The 21271-nt window shown below is 58.5% G+C and carries 17 protein-coding genes and 2 pseudogenes; 6 read left to right on the forward strand and 13 right to left on the reverse strand.

All coding sequences use genetic code 11. The features are described from left to right. Positions 1-220: 220 nt before the first annotated feature. Both VMU57_RS03085 and VMU57_RS03090 read right to left on the reverse strand, forming a co-directional pair. Positions 221-604, reverse strand: coding sequence for a TetR-like C-terminal domain-containing protein (locus VMU57_RS03085; RefSeq protein WP_325380703.1), 384 nt, complete (start codon positions 602-604; stop codon positions 221-223). A gap of 45 nt (positions 605-649) precedes the next feature. Continuing rightward, positions 650-859 (reverse strand): annotated as a pseudogene (locus VMU57_RS03090) (helix-turn-helix domain-containing protein); the annotation flags it as partial. Positions 860-908: 49 nt separating this feature from the next. Between VMU57_RS03090 and VMU57_RS03095 the strand changes: the two are divergent. Next, positions 909-1769 carry an SDR family NAD(P)-dependent oxidoreductase gene (locus tag VMU57_RS03095; protein WP_325380673.1) on the forward strand — a complete coding sequence of 287 codons (861 nt, stop codon included), beginning with the start codon at positions 909-911 and terminating at the stop codon, positions 1767-1769. 265 nt (positions 1770-2034) lie between these two features. Here VMU57_RS03095 and VMU57_RS03100 read toward each other — a convergent pair whose 3' ends face one another. Further along, the gene (locus tag VMU57_RS03100; RefSeq protein ID WP_325380675.1) at positions 2035-4035 is read right to left on the reverse strand and encodes a 30S ribosomal protein S1; all 2001 of its coding nucleotides are present in this window, start codon (positions 4033-4035) and stop codon (positions 2035-2037) included. Positions 4036-4329: 294 nt separating this feature from the next. Next, positions 4330-5097, reverse strand: a complete 768-nt coding sequence (locus tag VMU57_RS03105) for a class I SAM-dependent methyltransferase (RefSeq protein ID WP_325380677.1) — start codon at positions 5095-5097, stop codon at positions 4330-4332. Positions 5098-5208: 111 nt separating this feature from the next. Between VMU57_RS03105 and VMU57_RS03110 the strand changes: the two genes are divergently transcribed. Together VMU57_RS03110 and VMU57_RS03115 are read left to right on the forward strand one after the other, a co-directional pair. Next, positions 5209-5808, forward strand: coding sequence for an HIT domain-containing protein (locus tag VMU57_RS03110; protein ID WP_325380679.1), 600 nt, complete (start codon positions 5209-5211; stop codon positions 5806-5808). Between the two features lie 99 nt (positions 5809-5907). Then, entirely contained in the window at positions 5908-6159 is a 252-nt protein-coding gene (locus VMU57_RS03115; protein ID WP_325380681.1) for a hypothetical protein, read from the forward strand. A gap of 193 nt (positions 6160-6352) precedes the next feature. Here the strand turns inward: VMU57_RS03115 and VMU57_RS03120 are convergent, their stop codons facing one another. The 7 genes and pseudogenes from VMU57_RS03120 to VMU57_RS03150 form a co-directional block, all read right to left on the reverse strand. Continuing rightward, a complete protein-coding gene (locus VMU57_RS03120) occupies positions 6353-6874 on the reverse strand; it encodes a nuclear transport factor 2 family protein (protein WP_325380683.1) in 522 nt (173 codons plus the stop codon). 279 nt (positions 6875-7153) lie between these two features. Then, entirely contained in the window at positions 7154-7681 is a 528-nt protein-coding gene (locus tag VMU57_RS03125; protein ID WP_325380685.1) for a tetratricopeptide repeat protein, read from the reverse strand. 186 nt (positions 7682-7867) lie between these two features. Then, on the reverse strand, positions 7868-8155 hold the full coding sequence (locus tag VMU57_RS03130; protein WP_325380687.1) for a putative quinol monooxygenase: 288 nt from the start codon (positions 8153-8155) through the stop codon (positions 7868-7870). A 9-nt stretch (positions 8156-8164) separates the two neighbouring features. Then, positions 8165-9475, reverse strand: coding sequence for an adenylosuccinate synthase (locus VMU57_RS03135; RefSeq protein WP_325380689.1), 1311 nt, complete (start codon positions 9473-9475; stop codon positions 8165-8167). A 457-nt stretch (positions 9476-9932) separates the two neighbouring features. After that, the gene (locus VMU57_RS23245) at positions 9933-10121 is read right to left on the reverse strand and encodes a zinc finger domain-containing protein (RefSeq protein ID WP_422653410.1); all 189 of its coding nucleotides are present in this window, start codon (positions 10119-10121) and stop codon (positions 9933-9935) included. A gap of 2 nt (positions 10122-10123) precedes the next feature. Continuing rightward, on the reverse strand, positions 10124-12673 hold the full coding sequence (locus VMU57_RS03145) for a PAS domain-containing protein (RefSeq protein ID WP_325380705.1): 2550 nt from the start codon (positions 12671-12673) through the stop codon (positions 10124-10126). A gap of 216 nt (positions 12674-12889) precedes the next feature. Beyond that, positions 12890-14344 (reverse strand): annotated as a pseudogene (locus VMU57_RS03150) (chemotaxis protein CheB); the annotation flags it as partial. 820 nt (positions 14345-15164) lie between these two features. Between VMU57_RS03150 and VMU57_RS03155 the strand changes: the two are divergent. Both VMU57_RS03155 and mutM read left to right on the forward strand, forming a co-directional pair. Further along, complete coding sequence (locus VMU57_RS03155; protein WP_325380693.1) at positions 15165-17204, forward strand: fused MFS/spermidine synthase; 2040 nt, start codon at positions 15165-15167, stop codon at positions 17202-17204. Between the two features lie 47 nt (positions 17205-17251). Then, positions 17252-18058 carry a bifunctional DNA-formamidopyrimidine glycosylase/DNA-(apurinic or apyrimidinic site) lyase gene (gene mutM / locus VMU57_RS03160; RefSeq protein WP_325380695.1) on the forward strand — a complete coding sequence of 269 codons (807 nt, stop codon included), beginning with the start codon at positions 17252-17254 and terminating at the stop codon, positions 18056-18058. 99 nt (positions 18059-18157) lie between these two features. Here the strand turns inward: mutM and VMU57_RS03165 are convergent, their stop codons facing one another. After that, a complete protein-coding gene (locus VMU57_RS03165) occupies positions 18158-19054 on the reverse strand; it encodes an ROK family protein (protein WP_325380697.1) in 897 nt (298 codons plus the stop codon). 49 nt (positions 19055-19103) lie between these two features. Beyond that, positions 19104-20501: a Si-specific NAD(P)(+) transhydrogenase gene (sthA, locus tag VMU57_RS03170; RefSeq protein ID WP_325380699.1), complete on the reverse strand. Its 1398-nt coding sequence runs from the start codon at positions 20499-20501 to the stop codon at positions 19104-19106. Between the two features lie 354 nt (positions 20502-20855). Between sthA and VMU57_RS03175 the strand changes: the two genes are divergently transcribed. Then, positions 20856-21271, forward strand: a 416-nt coding sequence (locus VMU57_RS03175) for a thiamine phosphate synthase (RefSeq protein WP_325380701.1), incomplete at its 3' end; no start/stop codon positions are given.

Consider the following 21271-nt stretch of genomic DNA (forward strand, 5'->3'; position numbering starts at 1 on the left):
CCCTGTTTACGCTTCGCCGAACACCTCGCGGTGTGCAACGCAAAACTCGGGGCCGAGCCGTTCGCTACTCCTTTCTCGTAGGACTCTTGCATGCCCTGCTTCATGCCGGTTTATCCCCGCGCACTGCATCGGCAATCATGCGCTCGTAGAGAACCGAGAGGGTGCTTTGCTCGGAATTGATGACGAGATGCGCGTTTCCCAATAAGAGGCAAAGGGCTGGCTAGCGCAGAGACTTCTTCGCCCGCGAAGCGGACAATGGCGTCTCGGCCAGAAGAAACCAGGCCTTCAGCCCAAACTCAAAACCGCTGGCCGGTTTGTTCTCTCCGAGCACCTGGCCCGCCTCCAACGTCGCTGCTCCATGCAGCAGAGCCCAGAGTGCAACGGCAGCCTCTTTCGCATGCGTCTCTCCGGTCATGCGCTGTACCTGTTCGACGGTAAAGCTCCAGAGGCTCTGGCGAGGCGATCCGGCATGGTCAGGAGTATGAAAGCTCATAAAGGCTTCATAAAGATTACGATTGTCCCTTGCGAATTGCAGGTAGGCGCCAGCCATCCTGCGAATTGCGTTCGCTGCAACGAGGCCATGCGCAGCTTTTCGCAATGTCATTTCTAATCTGCGGGCGCATTCATCTGCCAGGGCTGCCTCAAGCGCAGCCCGGTCAGAGAAGTAGCGATAAAGGGCGTTGGGTGCAAGGCCGAGAGTCGCCGCAATGTTCCGAAGAGATAAATTGCGAATGCCCCCGCGCGACAACTCCTCCAAGGCAGCCGAGAGTATGGCACCTCTATCTGTTTTGGAGGGGAAAGGCATGTGAGCAGCGTACACCTTGACCCGATCGAGGGTAAAGTGTACGCTGAACATCATGAAGATGCGCGGTGAACATCTTCAGCATTTGTTTATTGAAGGAGCAGACGTGACGAAGATTAAGGATGTCGTCGTAACCGGAGTATCAACCGGTATAGGCCTCGAGACAACAAGGCTGCTGATCTTGAACGGGTATCGTGTCTTCGGCTCGGTACGAAAGCAGACCGACGCTGACCGTCTTCGGAAAGAAATGGGAGACCGCTATGTTCCTCTCATCATGGATGTCACGGATGCGGATGCCATTCAACGCGCCAGTGAAGAAGTAGGAGCCATGCTCGGCTCGAACAGGCTGGCCGCGCTGGTTAACAATGCCGGAATTGTTGTCAGTGGGCCGCTTTTGCATTTGAGGCCGAGCGAGTTCAGACGTCAGCTTGAGGCCAACATGATCGGCCCTATGATGGTGACGCAAGCCTTCGCTCCGCTGCTTGGCACAGATAACAACAGAACAGGCCCGATGGGCCGTATCGTAAATATCAGCTCCACGGTGGCAAAGGTCGTACCGCCTCTCCTGGGTGCATACGCCGCCTCGAAGTGGGGACTCGAAGGCATGTCAGAGGCACTCCGGCGCGAACTGATGTTATTCGGTATCGATCTGGTGATCATTGAGCCTGGCGCGGTGAACACTGCTCTATATGACAAAGGCGAAAAAGAGGACCTGAGCGAGTTCAAGTCGACTCCTTATTGGGGAGCGATCGAGAACTTCCGGAAATATGTTGTGAAGGAGGGACGCAGAGGTTTGCCCCCGGAGCGACTTGCCAAAACGGTCTATGTAGCACTCACCGCGGCGAAGCCGAAGACCAGATACGCAGTTGTGCCCCAACGCTTCAAGAACTGGACACTGCCCAGGTTGCTTCCAACTCGGATGGTAGATGATGCAATTGCAAAGCAGATGGGATTGATCAGGAAGTAGGTGAAGGCAAATGCTCACGGCCTCAATACTGGAAAGTCAGCTAGCGTTGAGGAATCCAGCGCAGGGATTCTGAAATGGTGAGAACAGGCTAATGCGCTCGTCAAGGAGCCATTCGTTCATGTTCCGCGTGGATCGTCAGCAACCCGGAAGTTGTGTTGCAAGGCTAAAAGTCGCCTGCCAAAACCCGGAGTTACCCAGAGACTTCTTAAAAGTAAAAGGGCCGCCCACTCGGAACGGCCCTTCTATTTCCTTGCTGCGACTGAGCTTACTCGCGCTCAGACCGCTTCCAGTTGATCAGATCGCCCAGCGTGGTGCTGCTGCTCGACGAGGAGGACGAAGACGAACCCGAGTTGTTGCCCTTCGGCGACTTCTCACGCTCCTTGTAGCTCTCCACCTCGGCGCGGCTGGCTTCTTCGCCGACTGCCCGAATGCTGAGACCGACCTTCTTCTCTTCCTGGTTCATCTTGACGATCTTGAACTCGTGCTCCGAGTCAACATCCATCGCCACCGGCTGGTGGTTCGCATCGACCGCCTCGGAGACGTGGCACAAGCCCTCGACTCCTTCAGCAATCTCAACGAAGGCGCCAAACTGCGCGGTGCGCAGAATCTTGCCCTTGATAACGTCGCCAATGCGGTGCTGCGCGAAGAACGTATCCCACACATCCGGCTGAAGCTGCTTGACGCCAAGCGACAGGCGGCGGTTCTCGGGCTCAACGCCCAGAACGATCGCCTTCACCTTCTCGCCCTTCTTCAGGACCTCGGAAGGATGCTTGATGCGCTTGGTCCAGCTCAGGTTCGAGACATGCACCAGGCCATCGATGCCATCTTCGATCTCGATGAACGCGCCGAAGTCGGTCAGGTTGCGAACGCGGCCCTCGATGATGGCGCCGGTCGGATACTTGTCCTCCAACTGCTCCCAGGGATTGTCCTGCAACTGCTTCATGCCCAAGGAGATGCGGCGGTCGTTCGGGTTAACGCTCAGAATGATCGTGTCTACCTCGTCGCCCGGCTTCACCATCTTCGACGGATGCTTCATCCGCTTCGACCAGGTCATCTCGGACACATGTACCAGTCCTTCGATGCCCTGTTCCAACTCGACAAACGCGCCGTAGTCGGTCACCGAAAGCACGCGGCCGCGAACCTGCGCCCCAATCGGGTAGCGCTCGATCGCGTCCAGCCACGGGTCAGGCGTCAACTGCTTGAAGCCCAGCGAAACCCGCTGCTTGTCCTTGTCGAACTTCAGCACCTTTACCTGGATCTCGTCGCCGACGTTCACCAGGTCGCGCGGGTGCGTCAACCGGCCCCAGCTCATGTCGGTGATGTGCAGCAGGCCATCGAGGCCGCCCATATCCACGAACGCGCCGTAGTCGGTCAGGTTCTTGACCGTACCGGTCAGAACGCTGCCCTCTTCCAGAGTCGCCAACGTAACCGACTTCTTGGCATTCTGGTCTTCTTCGAGCAGTTCCTTGCGGCTGATGACGACATTGCCGCGCTTCTTGTTCAGCTTGATAACGCGGACTTCGATCTCGGTGCCGATGTAGCCGTCGAGATTGCGGACGGGGCGAACCTCGACCTGCGAGCCCGGCAGAAACGCCTTGATGCCGATGTCGACGGTCAGACCGCCCTTGACGCGGCTGAGGACCATGCCCTTGACGGGGGTCTTCTCGTTCGCGGCCTGCTCCAGCTTGTCCCAGACCTTATGGCGCAACGCCTTCTCGTAGCTGACGAGATAGCCGCCTTCAGCCTCTTCACGCTCAACCACAACCTCAACGGTGTCGCCAACCTGGAACTTCGGTTCGCCATGGATGTCCAGCACCTGGGCCAGTGGAATCAGGCCCTCAGACTTGAGCCCGATATCGACAACCACATGCTTGTCCGTAATCTTGAGGACGGTTCCGGTGACGATGACCTCTTCGGCGGTCAAATTCTGGGCGGCGGCGGCATCGGCGGCCTGCTCGCGGTCAAAACTCGCCAGCGCTGCCGCAAAGTCCGCGGCATCGTAGTTCAAATCGTCATCAGCGGACTCTTCGCCTGCGGCAGCCGTAACTATTGCAACGCGGCCAGATTCCGCGCTCTCGTGAGCAGAGGCTTCATTGCTCGGGGCGGCGTCATGGACAGCAGTTTCGGGGGCGGACTCATGCTGTTGGGTTGGGGTGGATTCGGAAGACAGGTCGGCGTGATCCGCTGTCGCTTCGGGCGCTAGGATTTCCAGTTCGGTGGTCAGGGGTTTGCTCTCGGTGTGTTCAGGATTATGGTCGTCTACCATGATGAATGCGGACTCCGGGATCCAAGGATCCATTCCATCGCGGGCGGCGCTTGTTGCGGGAGCAATCAGAATCCGAGGAGGACGCTGGTTGGTTCTAAATCCCCCGAGACAGCTTCGGCAGGTAGGAATGAACTACATCTAGCAGAGGAGCGGCTGCACTTGGGTCCCACACGCAGTGGCTCACCTAAAAGCATAGAACTTTGAGCCCCATACGTCAACCAACTACAGACTCAGAGCCGGCAGTTTTGGATACTTTTGAGCAAATTCACGAAGACGTAACTTCACAAACACTCTCTAGCCTGGCAGTCGTGCCAGGAGCAGAGGTTGGTAAAAGCCACCTTCAGCGGGCATAAGCCACTCGATCTCTCCGAATCCAGCATTCCTCAGAACGCCTGAAAGCTCATCCCGCAGCACACATCGATATTCCGAAACAAAGTGATGCGTCACCCATTCCCGGTCTGATTTGGCCGTAATGTACAGGTGCACGACATATCTGGTGTCGTCGATCCAGTCCCATATCTGATGGACAATGCGCCGATTCTCATGCGTGCCAAAGAACGCCGGTTCTTGAATCGTCGGCTTTTGGAGGATGAGTTTGTCGTAGTCGCGGATACTTGCAATGAAAAGCCCTTTTGGTTTGAGCTTTGAGGCTATCGCGCCCGCCGCTTTGCCCAGCTGAGCAATAGTCAAATGCGGCAGTGCGTTGTCCAAGGCAGCTACGACATCAAACTCGTTCTCGGGGACCTCCATGAGCGATGTCATATCTGAAACATAGAAGGAAATTCTCAGAGAGCGGCATTGAGCCTCGTACTGTGCCCGTTTGACTTCAGCCGGACTCAGGTCCGAGGCGACGACATGATGCCCCATCGCCGCAAACCCGATCGCCTGAGTCCCAATCCCGCACGCGCAATCCAGAACCTTCAAAGGATATACAGAGGTTTGAGATGCCAAAAGAACACCTAAAACCTTGGCTTGGCGCTCAATAGCGCCGTTCCAATCATCGAAGATAAGGTGGTAATGGTCAGCGAGTGCTTCGTAAAACTTCAGAATCTTCTCGGCCATCCTAAAAGCCTATTCTTCCCGAACGCTTGTCTGCAAAGTCCAAAACTTATCTCACTAGAGTTAGCAACTCTGAAGTTCCGGTTCTAGCCGTCCCACCCTTATACTCACCCCATGGATCGTCTCTGGACTCCCTGGCGCTACAACTACATCACCCGGGCCGACGAGCAAGCCCGCACCGGCGTCCCTCCCGCGCTCTCCGGCTGGCCCGCCGCCGAAGACAAGCACTGCGTCTTCTGCAACATGATCGCCGCCACCGACTACGCCATCGCCCACGGCATGCCGCAGGAAGCCGCCGAGAAAGCCGCCCACATCCTCCATCGCGGCCCTAACTGCTTTGTCTGCCTCAACGCCTACCCCTACGCCACCGGCCATGTCCTCATCCTGCCCTACCTGCACGTTGACTCGCTCGCCGTGCTTCCGCCCGAACCCGCGCAGGAGATGATCCTGCTCGCACAGCTCATCGAACGCTGCCTCCGTCAGGTCTACCGCCCCGACGGCCTCAACCTCGGCATGAATCTTGGGGAATCCGCCGGCGCCGGCGTCGCCAACCACATCCATCTCCACGCCCTTCCGCGATGGAGCGGAGACACCAACTTCATGACCGTCGTCGCCGAGACCCGCGTCCTCCCCGAGACACTGGACGTAACCTGGGCAAAGCTCCGCGAGGCCTTTTCCACAAGTAAACCAAGTACAACTTCCGCACCAAAGTAATCATCAAACCCTCTATACGACGGCGAAAACCTTCGCCATTCGAGGGCACCTATGTCCATTCTCACTACCTCCCCTGCCTCTTTGAGGACGGATTCTGCGATGACCAACCAGCATCGCGGAAGCTTCACTCCTCAATCGCGTCCCTATCTCATCAACGGCCAAAGGCGTAAGTCCGCACTCTCGACCCAGCAATGCCTGTCGCTCTTCCCCCACGAGTCGGAAGACGCGCGGCTCACTGGCTGTACCCGTTCCCTTTATCGCCGCCTGCTGGCGCTCAATCTCCCCGGTTCTCTCAGGCGTATTCAGGCACACGCTGAAATAACCCTGATCATCGATTCGAAGATAGCTTGAACGACAAGCCCTGAAGCATCAAGGCCCTGCCCCGTGGCAGGGCCTTTCTTCTTTCAAGGCCTAAAAAAACAGCCTCACAAGCTATGTCATCTCGACCGCAAGTGCGGGGTCCCCGACGAGCTTGCTCGTTGAGGTGCAAACGAAGCGGAGAGACCCCTGTATTTCGCCTTTTGCCTTTGTTCTTGCCTTTACTTCACGGCTGCGCAGCAACCGGCGGAGCCGCCCCGTCCACAGTCTCTCCATCGGCGTGATGCCGATGATGATGTTCCCGCGTCGCTTCAAAGCTGGTAATTTTCCATTGCCCCGTCGGCAGATGACGATAAATCCTCGTATAGCGATAGGTGCCCTGCATCGAAATCCCGTCGTTGGTCCCCTCGACCTGCGCCTGCGAGGTCACAACGGCGACGGCTCCCACCAGCTTTACCTTCATATCGCTAAGCTCGATCTTGGTCAGGATCATCCGGCGATCGGTCACCCTGCTCAGTTGTTGCGCCTTAGTGTCGATTTCGCCCGTCATCGAGATTCCCACGTAGTCATCGGAGAGCATCTTGCCCATGGTCGCCGTGTCGCCCGCAAGCTGGGCCACCCGCCACTGCTCCTCCAGGGCCTCCACCTGCCCTTTCGCGTCGTGCTTCTTCTCGTGCAACGCAGGAACAGCCAACGCTTGCTGGCCCGCCACCCCAACGGAGATGACCGCGAGCCCAGCCAGAGCCATTATTAAACCGCGACGAATTGGTTGACCACGTAACGTCATAATGCGTACCGGATGGTAGACCGCTTCAAGGCAAGAGTCAAAATAACTTTCGTCACATCCTTCATATACCCCGAATTCCTTAGAATTCATACTCTTCCCCGCAATCTTCCAGAGCGCATCCTGACAATTGCCGAGCGCTACAGGAGTTAGACTCCTGCAACGCTCCGGGAGGTTTCTCCAGGGCGTATCGACATATTCCTCGGGGTAAGCAATTGATTCCATGTAGGAGTGATGAGGCTCTCAACACCAGGAGTCAGGGTCCAGCTGGTACAAAGCCTGATACGACTCCTGCGCGATCAGGCTGTGCGCTCGCGCCCGCAGATAAAGCAGATTCGCATCTTTTGGAGAAAGTTCCACCGCCTCATCGAGCGGCGGAGCCGCCTTGTCCGCATCTCCCGCACCCAGCTCCACAATGCCCAGCCACGTCAACGCCTCTACGTTCTGGGGCTGAAGCCGAAGCTCCTCCCGTAAATTCGCCGCCGTCTCGTCCACCTCGCGCATCTGGTACTTCGCGATCCCCAGAAACATGTGCGCACCCTGCAGCTCTGGATTCAGCGCAATCGCCTTAGCCAGCGACGCCTCCGCAGCATCCGGTTTGCCCTCGCGCAACTGCACCAGCCCTAGGGCCAGAAAGCCCTCGGCAAACTGAAGTGCCGCAACCGTCGCCTGCGAAAAGTACCTCTCAGCCTCAGCGATCTTGCCCTGCTGCATCAACTGCATGGCCTGGGCATTGCCTTGCTCCTGACCATGCGCCGAAGGAGAAAACAACAGGAACGGCGCGACAAGCAGACCGCACAGAGGGCTACGAAATCGAGAGAGAGGTCATGAGAGATTTCAACGAGACCTGATTATAGCGTTGCGGCCTCACCTCTTAGCGCAAGCCCCCTGCGACAAAAATGCTCCCCCGCAGGGGAGCATCCGTCACGCTTGCAACTGTTATATCTGCCCGGCGATCTAGCAGACGGCGGTCAGGTTCTCGACCTGCCGCTCGCGCATCCTCTGGTAAAGCCCGCCAATCGCGTACTGGTGAAAGTGCGGCGTGGCGCGGTGGTGTTCGAGTGCCGCCTCATCCGCATACTGTTCATAGATCAGCACCGTGCCCAGATCGCCCTCAAGAAAGTGGGCGATATAGCTGACGCATCCCGGCTCCTGCCGCGAAGCCGCCGTCAGATGCCGCAGCATCTCGGTAATCTCGGAATGCTCCTCGGGCGCAAACGTCATTCGTACCGTAAAGCTCAACATACCTGGCTCCTAGGACTTCAGTGCTTCGTCAAACCCTGCAATCGTCATGGTCTGGTCACGATCCGGCCCGGTCGAAACCATGCCGATCTTCGCGCCCGACTCCTTCTCGATGAAGTGCAGATAATCCTGCGCCAGTTTCGGCAGCTTGTCGAACTCCGTAATTCCCTCAGTCGAAGCCTTCCAGCCCTTCAGCGTCGTGTACACCGGCTCAATCGCCTCAAAACCACGCATGTCCGCAGGAATCACGTCTGTCAGCTTGCCGTCGATCTTGTAGCCCGTGCACACCGGAATCTCGTCGCACTCGTCCATCACGTCCATCTTGGTGACGACTAGCCACTCCGTGCCATTAATCATGTTGCTGTAGCGCAGCAGCGGCAGGTCCAGCCAGCCGCAGCGCCGCGGACGGCCCGTCACCGCACCGTACTCCTGCCCGCGAGCGCGCAGCAGATCGGCAGAGCTGTCATGAATCTCCGTCGGGAACGGCCCCTCGCCCACGCGCGTCACATAAGCCTTGGTCACACCGATCACGGTGCCGATCAGCGTAGGCCCGACTCCCGTGCCCGTCACCGCACCGCCGGAGGTCGCCGACGACGAAGTTACAAACGGATAGGTCCCATGATCGATATCGAGCAGGGCTCCCTGCGCTCCTTCGAACATCACCTTCTCGCCATTCTTAATCGCATGGTTGAGCATCACCGCCGTGTCTGTCACAAACGGAGCGACCTGCTCGGCCAGCCGTGAATACTCCTCATACATCCCTTTGGGGTCCAGCGGCTCCGTCCCGAACAGCGCATGCGCAATCGTGTTCTTCTCGTCGCAGGCGTTCTTGATGTGCGTCCGCAGCAGCGCCGGGTTCAGCAGATCGACGACCCGCAGCCCATTGCGATGGACCTTGTCCTCATACGCGGGGCCAATGCCGCGCCGAGTCGTCCCGATCTTCGTCCGCCCCGGAGCCGTCTCGGCCGCCAGCTCGATCATGCGGTGGTAAGGCAGAATCACCTGTGCCCGGTTCGAGACAAAGAGCTGACCATCCACCTTCAGACCGGCGTCCTTCAGCTTCTTCACCTCGTTCAAAAACGCCGTCGGATCGAAGACGACGCCATTGCCGATCACGCCCTTGCACTCCGGCCGCAGCACCCCGCAGGGGATCAGTTGCAGCACAAACTTCTTGCCCTTGATGATGACCGTGTGCCCGGCATTATGGCCGCCCGCATACCGTGCCACGACGGAAAACTTCTCCGACAGCACATCGACGATCTTGCCTTTGCCTTCATCGCCCCACTGGGCACCCAAAATAACCGCTGATTTGCGTTGACTCACGAGGACTCTGTTCTCCAAGGATTGGTTTGGCCGGAAAGAAGCACATCGCAAAAAGCAGCGCTTCCCTTCCATCATATCGTGTCCCGCGCCAAGCCACCCTCAGCCCAGAAAATAGGCATGACCAACCTCCAAATACCCCATCAATCGGAAGTAACCCCAACTTCCCACAAGCCGACTTATGAGGACTGATCGCGTTCGGAGATTATTTCGCCACGGCTAGGAGGCCGTCACTATGGCGAAAAGAACGAAGAAGCCCAAGAACGTCTTGAAACTTCCCGACCTCGACTATTCCAAGTCGGCGGTCCTCAATACCCTTCCATCCTTGAACTCAAGACGGTCATACGAACATGCCATTCGCGACTTCGTCGAATGGTACTGCTCCGAACCAAGGCTCGCGTTCAATAAAACGGTAGTGACTCGCTATCGCATCGCTTTGGAGCAACGTGGCTACGCGCCCTCAACGATCAATCTCCGGCTTGCAGCGGATCAGAACCCGCTTGCCATTCGCGGTGGGCTCACCCTGCCAGCACCACACACCCGGCGCCGCGCCGCACGTCGGACACGCGACCAAGCAGCATCCCGAATGGTGAAGGTGAGGAAAGGCGATTCGAGTTGACGCTCTATACCTTCGCTCACTGATGAATATGACTAGCTAGTCAGCATACCGGGATCGCCGATAGCAAGCCGCACGGGATCTGACTCAGGCGCAGCAAGCTTAGGCTTATTGGGCAATTGGAGGGGGAGAAAAATCGAAAAATAAGTGCCACACTTGCCCGCGCGCACACTGCTTCGCATGCGGATTGACCCGCCAAGCCGACTTAGAATGCTTTGTGCAACCCACAGGCCAAGCCCTGTCCCGTTCTCCCCCTTGGTGGTGAAGAATGGTTCGAAGAGGCGAGCGGTGTTGTGTGCTGGAATTCCGACGCCATTGTCCGCGATCACGATGCGCACTCCGCGGGTCCCGGGGATTGCCCGGTTTTCCCAATGGTGCGATTTGCGGACCCGGATGGCGATGGTGCCGCCCATAGGTACGGCTTCCATCGCGTTTATCAGCAGCGTCGAGAATACTTGCCGAATCTCGCCGGGAAAGCTATTGATGATTGCCTCATCCTGAAGATATCGCTTCGTTGCCGTAATCTGTTTTGCTTTGATGCGGTTGGCGTATAGGTCCAGGACGTTCCCAATCACCTCATTCACGTCCAACCCCGTGGGTAAAATTGCTTCCCGGTAAAAGCCTAAAGATTGTTGCGTCAGATACCCTACCCGGCCAAGTTCCTCCTCCGCAATCGCCACGTACGCCTGATCCTGCACTCCCACCGTCGGCGAGTGCCGCAATATCATCATCAGGTTCGTCACAGCTTGCAGCGGATTGTTGATCTCATGCGCCAGCGTGGCTGCCAGCCGCCCCGCTGCAGCCAACTTCTCCGACTTGATCAGAGCCGCTTGTGCCATTTTGCGCTCGGTAATGTCGTAAAAACAATTGATTGCTCCCGTAATTTCTCCGCGCTGGTTTTTAAATGGACGGATATTCACGACGACGGTGATCCGCGAACCATCGGGCCGCTCAATGAGCACTTCCTGGTCACGCGCCTCCTGTATTTTGCCGCTTATCACCTCAGCCATCGGGCAGTCCTCGTGGGGCATAAAACTACCGTCCTGGCGGAACAACTTGAACGAACCGCAAAAGTGCTCGTCAGTATCGCCATGCGCCGGTGTGCGGCCCCACAGTTCTGCGGCGTGACGGTTGAAGTTCTCAATGACTCCCGAGGCATCACAGTAATAGACGGCTATAGGATCCAAGTCGAACAAGGTGCGGAAGCGTTCTTCGCTTTCGCGCAATATCGCCTCTGCCTGTTTGCGCTCGGTGACATCCTCGATGGCGAGCAGGATCATCGGCTTACGCTTGTCTGCTTGCGCAAGTCTTCGGGCATTCAGCAGCATCGTTCTACGGCCGATTCCCTCGAAGTCGTGCTCTACCTCGAAATCGGTGACCACCTGGCCTTTGGGTAAGCTTTCCTCAAGCAGTCTGCGTAGCTTGGGTATGTCCCATTGTCCGGCCCCAACCTCAAACAAGTCTTGATTAACTGTCTGCTCGGGCGAAACCTTGAACGTGTCGTAAAAGGACTCGTTCGCAGCGTTGATCTTCAGGTCTGCGTCCAGGACCAGCAGCGGCTCCCGCACCGTGTCCATCACACCGCGGAAAAACTCGGCAGACCTACTTAGCTGCTCGCTCGCTATTTTGATCGCGTCAATGTCCTGCAGCGCCAGCACAACCCCATCGATCTTGTTGTCCTGTGTCTGGTAGGGCAATATGTTCAGCGAATGCCAGTGCCCTTCCATGTCCCGCACATCGCGCTCCGTTGGTTGAAGGCTCTCCAGTACCTTCGCGATCATCGGTTCCAGGCCGCTGGATTCAAGGTCCATTGGCTGGATATTCAGTCGAATATCCGCGACCGACCGCCCAATATCCGACGGCACCACCTTGAGCAGCTTGTCCGCTGCTGGAGTCAGTCGCCGTATTCGCAACCGCCGGTCCAGCATCACCACCGGAATCCGCGTGCTGTTCAGCAAATTCGATATATCGTTGTTCAAATCGTGGAGTTCCGTGTTTTTGAAGCGAAGCTCGGCGTTCAGCGTGTTCAACTCCTCATTCGCGGACTGCAACTCTTCTTTTGAGGTCTCCAACTCCTCATTGCTGCTTTGCAACTCCTCGTTCGCCGAAAGGATCTCCTCATTCGCCGATTGGAACTCTTCCTTCAAAGAGTCTTCTGACTCCATAGCGGAGCGCAGAGTGTCCTGCGTGGCCGCCAACTCTTCCATCAGCCGCTTGGTCTCCCCTTTGTTCCCCGCGCCGCTTTTTGCGTTGCCCTGCGGCGCCTCGTCGATAACGGAAGTCCCTCGTGAGGTAACATCCTCAAACAGGATGAGATAAGAACGGTTCTCGCCACGTCCCTTCTTCCCATCCCTTTTCTCCCCCAGCGGCGATACCGACAGGTTCAGCATCCGCTTCACGCCGTCGCCCTCAAAGAGAACTCCGTCTTTCCGGACGGGCACACTTTTTTTCTCTGCGGCGCTAATCAGCATACGCAGCTCCAACGACAGGCCATGCTGCGCCAGCTTCAGTACATTCAGGCTCGGCTTGCCTGACCCAGCCTCCAGGTAGGGCGTCGTACGGCCCCGGAACTGCACAACCTCCATCGCGCTGTTGATCACCACCCCAACCGGAGAATGGCTCTTGAGCACTAATCGGTCCGCTTCCGCCTCCACATCCAACTCGATCTTCGGCGCACCCTGGGGCGTCAGCGTCCCGCTGGGTATCTCCAGCTTGCTTGAGGGTGGATAGTAGAGTTGCGAAAAATCATAGTGCAGCCGCGAAGCGATCGCTTTCTTCGCATAAATCTTCTGCTTCTTGTCCAGCGTGGAGAATAGGTCCGGAAAGCCGGAGACGCTCTCCGAACTCCCTAGGATCAGAAACCCCGAAGGCTTTAGCGCATAATGCAGGATTGCAATAATCTTCTTCTGTAACACTGGCTGGATGTAGATCAGCAGGTTGCGGCAGGCCACCACATTCATCTGCGAAAACGGCGGGTCGCTCGCAAGGTTCTGCCGTGCGAACACGCACATGTCCCGCACCGCCTTGTTCACCCGGTATCCCTCTTCCACCTTCACGAAGAAACGCTCCATGCGCTCCGCCGATATCTCATCCGCGATACTCTCCCGATACACACCCGCGCGCGCCTTTTGGATCCCTTTCTCGTTCAGGTCCGTCCCGAAGATCTGCACCTAGTAGCTCGCTGCCCGATCTCCCAGGAACTCCAGCAACGTCATCGCCAGAGAGTAGGTCTCCTCGCCTGTCGAGCAGCCTGGCGCCCACATCCGGATAGTCCCCTTGTTCCCCTTGTCCTTCAGGATCGCGGGATACACATGCGTCTTCAACGCCTCGAATGTTTCCAAGTCGCGGAAGAAGCTGGTCACCGGGATCAGAACGTCGTCATACAGATTCTGGCACTCCTCCGGATTTTCCTTCATGTACTTCCCGTAGTCGCCCAGCGATTCCAGCTTCAGAATCACCATCCTCCGCATCGCCCGGCGATGAATCGTATTCGGCCGGTACTGGCTGAAATCAACCCCGCTTCCCCGTCTCAGTTGGTCGAGGATAGTAGTGAACTCTTCCGGGCGCACCGGAATGGCCTCGGATCCGGCCCAGACCGCGTCCTTGCCGGAATGCTCCCGGCGGACATACGGATGAAGCTGGATGCGCCGCAACTCCTTCGCAATCTCGCCTGGCTCCAGAACGAAGTCCGCGCAACCAGATTCGATCGCGCTGCGCGGCATCCCGTCAAACTTCGCCGATGCCGGCTCCTGGACGAAGGTGATTCCGCCTTCCGACTTGATACTCTCCAGCCCCAGCGTCCCGTCCGCGCCGGTCCCCGAAAGAACAATGCCGATAGCACGGCTTCCCCAGGCTTCTGCCAGCGAACGCATGAAGAAATTAATCGCTAAATGCTGCCCCGGCTTCCGGGCCCGCGGTGTCAGCTTAAACGCCCCGTCCGCGATCTCCATCAGCGCGTCATGAGGAATTACATACACGCGGTTGGGCCGCAGCGTGACGCCTGCCCTGACCGTCTCCACCGGCATCTTGGTGGATTTTGCAATAATTTCAGGCAGCAGGCTCTGGTGTGTCGGATCCAGGTGCTGCACCAGCACGAACGCCATGCCCATCTCCACCGGTAACGTATGGAAAAAATCGGTGTACGCTTCCAGCCCGCCTGCCGAAGCGCCAATGACCACCACCGGGAAAAAGTCGTTCTTCGCGACAACGTTTTGTGCCGGGAGATTTGCTTGAACAGGGGAAGCGGGTTTGGTCACACGCGATTTCGTTGTCAAGTTACGCCCTATCTTTCATCGCACACTCAACAGCGCAAGAACCTCGGAACCTGCATACAGAACTGTATCTCAGGACCTCTCGTGCCGAAAAGCCAAGTATAATCACTCAATAGTAAAAGTTACCGCAGAAGCTAATCCCCTGGGGTTTACCCGAGGAGATCTCATGCAAGAGCTTCGATTTTCAAACGAAAAAGTAAGCAGACTTTACCTCGGAGCATCAGGACAGCACTGTTGCTACTTTGAAGTACAGGATGAGACAGCAGCTGGATGCAGTTGGGGGCTCATTTGGCGGTCCGAGCGATAATAATTTCCTGGCTAAATGTCTGCAACATCCTTAACGATTGCGTTGGTGAGATCGGTAACTTTTATCCTTGCCGTGCAAGCTCAGCAAGCCGTTCTTGTATGAGCGGGCCCCGCTCGTTATCCAAGACGAATCCAGGAAGCACGTCAAGGAACCGAGGTTCAGCGAGCAACATCTTTGCTGCCTCAGCCAGATAACGCCGCAACTCTAGCGGAGACTCGGCGATTCCCGAAGCAAAGTATCTCGTCCCTCGAAATCGAACGTCGACACGACCCCAGAGATATTCATCGGCGATGAAAGGGTCCGGTCATGCTGCAGCCGCCTCCAACCACGTGTGAACCGTAGTAGATTGGCGGCAAGCGTCCGAATCGACACCGCCGTGTCGGACGAGATCGAGTTTCGGTTGAAGAACAACTCATCGCTTTCCCCGAGAAAGATCTTGAGATTGTCGAACAGCGACTCATCCGGTAGACTGGCACGTCTTCCGGATCGCCCATCCCTATGCCCTCAACGCGCTCGCTCTACGGATTCGCGATCTTCCTCTCGGCCTTCCTGCTCTTTCTGGTCGAGCCCATGGCGGCAAAGCAGCTCCTCCCCGCGCTCGGAGGCTCCTCGGCGGTCTGGCTCACCTGCCTGGTCTTCTTCCAACTCACCCTTCTGCTCGGCTACCTCTACGCGCACTGGCTCACCCGCCGTCCCTTTAACCGCGGTTTGCGGCTGCTTTACTTCGCTCTGCTGGCAATAGCCATCGCTCTTCTGGCAGCGCAAAAATTCATCCGCCCCAACCTCAGCCGGGGCTCCGAACATCCTGTCGCCACCATCTTTTTCGCGCTTACGCTGACCATCGGCCTTCCCTTCCTTCTGCTCGGTTCCACCAGCCCGCTGCTGCAGATCTGGCTCTTCCGCAAACAGGGAGGCCACGTCCCTTACCGTCTCTTCGCCCTCTCAAACGTCGGCTCCCTCCTCGCCCTCGTCGCCTATCCCACGCTGGTCGAGCCTCACCTCACCCTTAAGCTGCAACGCTCTCTCTGGGCCGTCGGATTCATGGTCTACGCAGTCCTCTGCGCCATCCTCTCCAGACAGGTACCCGCAACAACGCAAGCCACACCGCAAGAATCTCCCGACACCCTCGCTCCCTCAACATCCTCCGCAACCAGATGGCTCTGGTTCCTCCTGCCCATGGCCGCCGCCATGCAACTAAGCGCCGTCACCAGCCACATCACCAGCAACATCGCCGCCATTCCCCTGCTCTGGATCCTCCCGCTCGCCGTCTACCTCATCACCTTTATCCTCGCCTTCGAGTTCCCCCGCTTCTACCGCCGCAGCATCGTCGTCCGGCTCATGGTGGTCATGCTGGCCAGCCTCGGCTACGCCATCTCCAAGATGGATACCAGCATCCCCATCGGCCTCGCCATCCTCTTCTTCCTCTTCGAGTGCTTCATCGCGTGCCTCTTCTGCCATGCGGAAGCGTACGCACTTCGTCCCCGCCGACCGTCCGAAACCACGCTCTTCTATCTCCTCGTAGCCGCCGGCGGAGTCACCGGAACCTTCTTCATCGGCATCGCCAGCCCGCTCATCTTCGCGGCCAACTACGACCTCTCCATCACCTTCCTCGTCACCGCTCTGCTCGCCCTCGCCGTCGCCTGGCCCGACGGCTGGGGACAGCGCCTGCTCTGGGCCACTGCCAGCGTTTTAGTCCTCTTCCTCAACTTCGCACTGCACGCCGCCTACAAGCAGCAAACCCTGCTCGAGACCCGTAACTTCTACGGCAGCCTGCGCGTCAAGGCGTCCGTCACCCGCGAAGGCCAGCCTCTGCGCTCGCTGCTCAACGGAACCATCCAGCACGGCAACCAGATCTTCAGCCCCGGCTTCACCCGCATCCCGACCACCTACTATGCCAAGGACTCGGGCATCGGCCTCGCGCTCGCCAACTGCTGCGCTGGCCGCGCCCGCAACATAGGCGTAGTCGGCCTGGGAACCGGAACCATCGCGGCCTATGGCAATATGGGCGACCGCATCCGCTTCTATGAGATCAACCCCCACGTCGAGCCCATCGCCCGCAACCTCTTCACCTACCTGCGCGACTCCCCCGCCGCCATCACCGTCACCGAAGGCGACGCCCGCACCTCACTCGCGCAAGAAACTCCGCAGCATTTCGACGTGCTTGTGCTCGACGCCTTCTCCGGCGACGCCATCCCCCTGCATCTGCTCACCACCGAAGCCCTCCGGCTCTACCAGAAGCATCTCGCGCCCAACGGCATCCTCGCCTTCCACGTCTCCAACCAATACCTCAACCTCGCCCCCGAGGTAGCTCAGCTGGCCGCCTCCATCCACATGCAATCCCGCCTCTTCGACACCGCAACCGTAGACGCACGTGGCGAGTTCCGCTCCACCTGGGTCCTCGTTACCGCCAGCCCAACCTTCTTCATGCTGCCGGAGGTCGCCCTAATCGCCGCACCCATCACGGCCGTCCCCGGTCTCAGCGCATGGACCGACGACTACTCGAGCCTGCTGCCCATCTTCCAGCCCACCGGCCACTAAATTCATTAAAAACCTTCATTCGCCATCTCTCCTATACTGCAAAAACAATGCCTGAGCTTCCCGAAGTAGAGACCGTAGCGAACGGGGTCCATGACCGTACCCACGGCCAGACCATCCACTCCGTCTGGACCAGCAACAAGCCGCAGACCTTCAAATCGCCGCCCGACCAGATCGCAGAAGCCCTCACCAACAGCCGCATCGAGCGAGTCCATCGCGTCGGCAAGACCATCGTCATGGACGTCACGCGCAACCGCAAGCCCGCGCAGTTCCTCATCCACCTCGGCATGACCGGGCGGCTACTCGTCTCCGACCCCGCGGTCCCGGTCCCGGCGCATACCCACGCCATCCTTACGCTTAGCGGCGGACGCGAGGTGCGCTTCGTCGATCCGCGACGCTTCGGGCGGCTATCCATCGCCGACGCAACCTATGAAGGGCCGGGGCAGGAGCCGCTGACCATCTCGCTCGAAGACTTCATCGCGCTCTTTCGCCATCGCAAGACGCCCATCAAGGCTGCGCTGCTGAACCAGTCGCTGCTGCACGGAGTCGGCAATATCTACGCGGACGAGAGCCTGTTCCGCGCCGGAATCCGCCCGCGCCGACAGGCTGGACGGCTCACGCATGCGGAGTTGGGACGCCTTCGTACCGCTTTAATCGATGTGCTGAAACATGCCATTAAGTTGGGTGGATCGTCGGTTTCTGATTATGTTGATGCGGAGGGAATTGCAGGATTTTTTCAGCTTCATCACAACGTCTATAGCCGCACAGGCGAACCCTGTCGCGTCTGCAAGACTCCCATCGAGCGCATCGTTGTCGGAGGACGAAGCACCCACTTCTGCCCTCGATGCCAGAAGTAACCGGTAAAAATGCGAGTTGCCGGTTACAGAGTCGCATAAGTAACCGGAGAAAGCTCCATTTACCGGTTACACCAAAATATGTCGATCTAATGAGGCAAATTAGCGCTCGAGAGCCTGCTCCGCTGAGATCGCTGCCCCGATCACCCGTATTCCCGGCTTGTCTTCCACAATCTCGAACGAGTAGCCCTGCAGCGGGCTCATCTTGACCATCTGCTGGGTGTAGTCGCGCAGCATCGCCATGTCGAGAAAGCGCACGTTGAACCCGGTCAAAAAGACGCGTCCAGGCCCTGACATGTGGATCGACGTAGCCGTCGCCGCAGCGAGCGCCTTGTGCCACATCCGCTTGAACTCCATGCAGCGCGGGTCGCCGTTCTTCGCGGCCTCGAAGACCTCTTCCGGCTCCAGATCGAGAAAACGCAGCCGCATCGCCCGGTGTCCCATGATGCCTTCCATGTGGCCTCGTCCGCCGCAGCCGCAGAAGTGCTCTTTCTCGTCGAGGGTCACGACCGTATGGCCGCCCTCCCAGACTCCCGGCATAAAGGGATAGCGTCCGTATCCGATGCCGACGCCCAGCGACCATACGCGGATGGTGCTGTCGAGCTTGCCATGCGCCGAGGCCAGCCCGGCGGCCATGGCATCGGCGTCGTTCACAGCCGTTACCGCGACGTCGAGGTCATGGGTCCGCAACTGTGTCCGCAGCAGCTCCTCGATGCGCGCGCCCTTCAGCTGGGGCAGATTCGGAGACTCTTCCACCACACCGTTCTTGATCAGACCTGGTAAAGCAACGCCCACGGCAGAGATGTCCCTGGTGCCATCGACGGCAAGCACGACCTGCTCGCAGATGGTTCTGACCAGACCTTCGGTCGGCATCTCCACCAGCGCATAGCTGTCGTCCTCCTGCTCGGGAAACCGATGCAGCTCTCCCACCAGCTTATGGTCGACCACCAGCCCGGTCGACATCTGCTTCGATACCTTTACGCCAACATACTTCGCCATGCTTGTTCCGCCTTGCTTGTTCCGCTGTGCCGCAGGCGCCGCGCCGCGGCTACTCAAACTTGCTAACGCGATTCAACCCGTTGAAAGCTGCAACTTTATAACATTCAGCAAGAGTTGGATAGTTGAAGACCGTATCCACGAAATACTCCAGCTTTCCGCCCAGCGCCATCACCGCCTGACCGATGTGCAGCAGCTCGCTGGCACCTTCGCCGATGATGTGTACTCCAAGAATCGAATGCGTCATCCGGTGAAAGATGATCTTCAGCCGCCCGGTCGTGTCGCCGCGAATTTGCCCACGCGCAATCTCGCGGTAGTAAGCCACGCCCACCTCGTAGGGAACGTCCTCTTCCGTCAACTGCTCTTCGGTCTTGCCGATAAAGCTGATCTCGGGAATGGTGTAGATGCCATAGGGATAAAGCCCCGGGTTCGACAGCACCTGTTCGTCGCCGAAGGCCCGCGCCGCTGCAATCCGCCCCTGCTCCATCGAGACCGAGGCCAGCGACGGAAATCCGATGACGTCGCCTCCGGCAAAGATAGTCGGAACCTTGGTCCTGAAGTCCTTGTCCACCGGAATTCTGCCGCGGGAGTCAGCCTCTACCCCGACGGCGGCCAGATTGAGCTCGTCCACATTGCCCTGCCGCCCGACGGCGTAGAGCAGCGCGTCGCCCTGCACCTTCTTCTTGCTCTCGAGATTGGCGACGACGGTGCCGTCCGGCATCTCTTCGACCGACTCCACCTCTTCGTTGAGGCGCATGGTCACGCGGGAGTCGCGCAGATGGTAGCTCAGGGCCTCGACGATCTCCTGATCGGCGAACTCGAGCAGTCGCGGCCTGCGCTCGATCAAGGTGACGCGCACGCCGAGCGCCGCGAACATGCAGGTGTACTCCACCCCGATGACGCCGCCGCCCACCACGATCAAGGTCTTGGGCAGGTTGACCATCTCGAGCACAAGGTCGCTGTTGATGATGCTGTGACCGTTGATCGGCACACGGGCCGAACAGGCCGGCTTGGTGCCGGTCGCGATCAGAACGTTCTTGGTCTCGTATACGGTCGAACCGCGCGAGTTGGTGACTTTTACGTGGGTCGCGTCTTCAAAGCTGGCGACACCGACCAGCATCTCGATGTTGTTGCGGGAGAGCTGCGCCTCGGTCACGTCCACTTCGGTCTTGATGACGTGCTGGACGCGGAAGGCGAGGTCCGCCATGGTAATGCGTTCCTTGACCCGGTAGTTCATGCCATAGATGGACTTGTAGTTGTAGCCGGAGAGGTGAAGCACGGCCTCGCGCATGGTCTTCGACGGGATCGTGCCTGTGTTGATGCAGGCCCCGCCCACCATCTCGCGCATCTCCACCAGAGCGACCTTCTTGCCCAGCTTGGACGCATAGATGGCCGCCCTCTGCCCGGCGGGGCCGGAACCAATCACGATCAGATCGTAAACACTACTCATATGCAATGACTCATCGACAATTTCCTTACCTCAGCTTACTCAGCGATGATGAAAATTCACGCCGCGGGGTAATCCATCGTCCGGTTAGCGGCCTGTAATCGCACAGCACAAGGCCGATTTTTTTCAAAAAACGCGCCAATTCCTAACCTATCACAGCAACACCATCATGTTACGCCTGCCCCATGGCGGTATAGCATCGAAAGCCTCCCGATCCCATACACTTACAGCGTGCGCCGCTACGCCATCACCGACCGCTCGCTGTTCCCCTCCAACGAGGAACCGGGCGAATACCGGCTCCCGAAGCTGGTCCGTCAAGCTTCCCTGTGGGTCGCCGAAGGGGTGGATTACATCCAGTTGCGCGAAAAAGACCTGTCCCCGGCGACACTGGTTGCCCTGGCGCGGCAGATTCTTGGGGCGCTCGGCAACACGTCCACCCGGCTGCTGATCAACTCGCGGCTCGACATTGCCATTGCCGCCCACGCTCACGGGGTTCATCTGACCTCGGCGAGCGGAGAGATTACCCCGGCGCAGGTGCGGGAGGTTTACGCCGCCGCCAACCTGCTGACGCCCGTCGTCTCTGTCTCCTGCCACACGCTGGCGGAGGTGGAAATGGCCCGAAACGAGGCAGACCTGATTCTGTTTGCGCCGGTCTTTCATAAGACGGTCGCCGGGGAGATGGTTGCGGCGGGGACAGGTCTTGAGGGGCTGCGTACGGCTTGCCTCGCTGCGGGTTCTACACCGGTCTATGCGCTGGGCGGTGTGACTGTCGC

Origin of the sequence: Edaphobacter sp., from assembly GCF_035532915.1 — a bacterium.
GTDB lineage: Bacteria > Acidobacteriota > Terriglobia > Terriglobales > Acidobacteriaceae > Edaphobacter.

Coding starts and splice junctions, on each gene's coding strand:
- VMU57_RS03115 (WP_325380681.1), top strand. CDS start 5,908: ATGACCAACCAGCATCGCGGAAGCTTCACTCCTCAATCGCGTCCCTAT.
- mutM (WP_325380695.1), top strand. CDS start 17,252: ATGCCTGAGCTTCCCGAAGTAGAGACCGTAGCGAACGGGGTCCATGAC.
- VMU57_RS03120 (WP_325380683.1), bottom strand. CDS start 6,874: ATGGCTCTGGCTGGGCTCGCGGTCATCTCCGTTGGGGTGGCGGGCCAG.
- VMU57_RS03100 (WP_325380675.1), bottom strand. CDS start 4,035: ATGGTAGACGACCATAATCCTGAACACACCGAGAGCAAACCCCTGACC.
- VMU57_RS03110 (WP_325380679.1), top strand. CDS start 5,209: ATGGATCGTCTCTGGACTCCCTGGCGCTACAACTACATCACCCGGGCC.
- VMU57_RS03085 (WP_325380703.1), bottom strand. CDS start 604: ATGACATTGCGAAAAGCTGCGCATGGCCTCGTTGCAGCGAACGCAATT.
- sthA (WP_325380699.1), bottom strand. CDS start 20,501: ATGAGTAGTGTTTACGATCTGATCGTGATTGGTTCCGGCCCCGCCGGG.
- VMU57_RS03105 (WP_325380677.1), bottom strand. CDS start 5,097: ATGGCCGAGAAGATTCTGAAGTTTTACGAAGCACTCGCTGACCATTAC.
- VMU57_RS03165 (WP_325380697.1), bottom strand. CDS start 19,054: ATGGCGAAGTATGTTGGCGTAAAGGTATCGAAGCAGATGTCGACCGGG.
- VMU57_RS03155 (WP_325380693.1), top strand. CDS start 15,165: ATGCCCTCAACGCGCTCGCTCTACGGATTCGCGATCTTCCTCTCGGCC.
- VMU57_RS03130 (WP_325380687.1), bottom strand. CDS start 8,155: ATGTTGAGCTTTACGGTACGAATGACGTTTGCGCCCGAGGAGCATTCC.
- VMU57_RS03145 (WP_325380705.1), bottom strand. CDS start 12,673: ATGGAGGTTGTGCAGTTCCGGGGCCGTACGACGCCCTACCTGGAGGCT.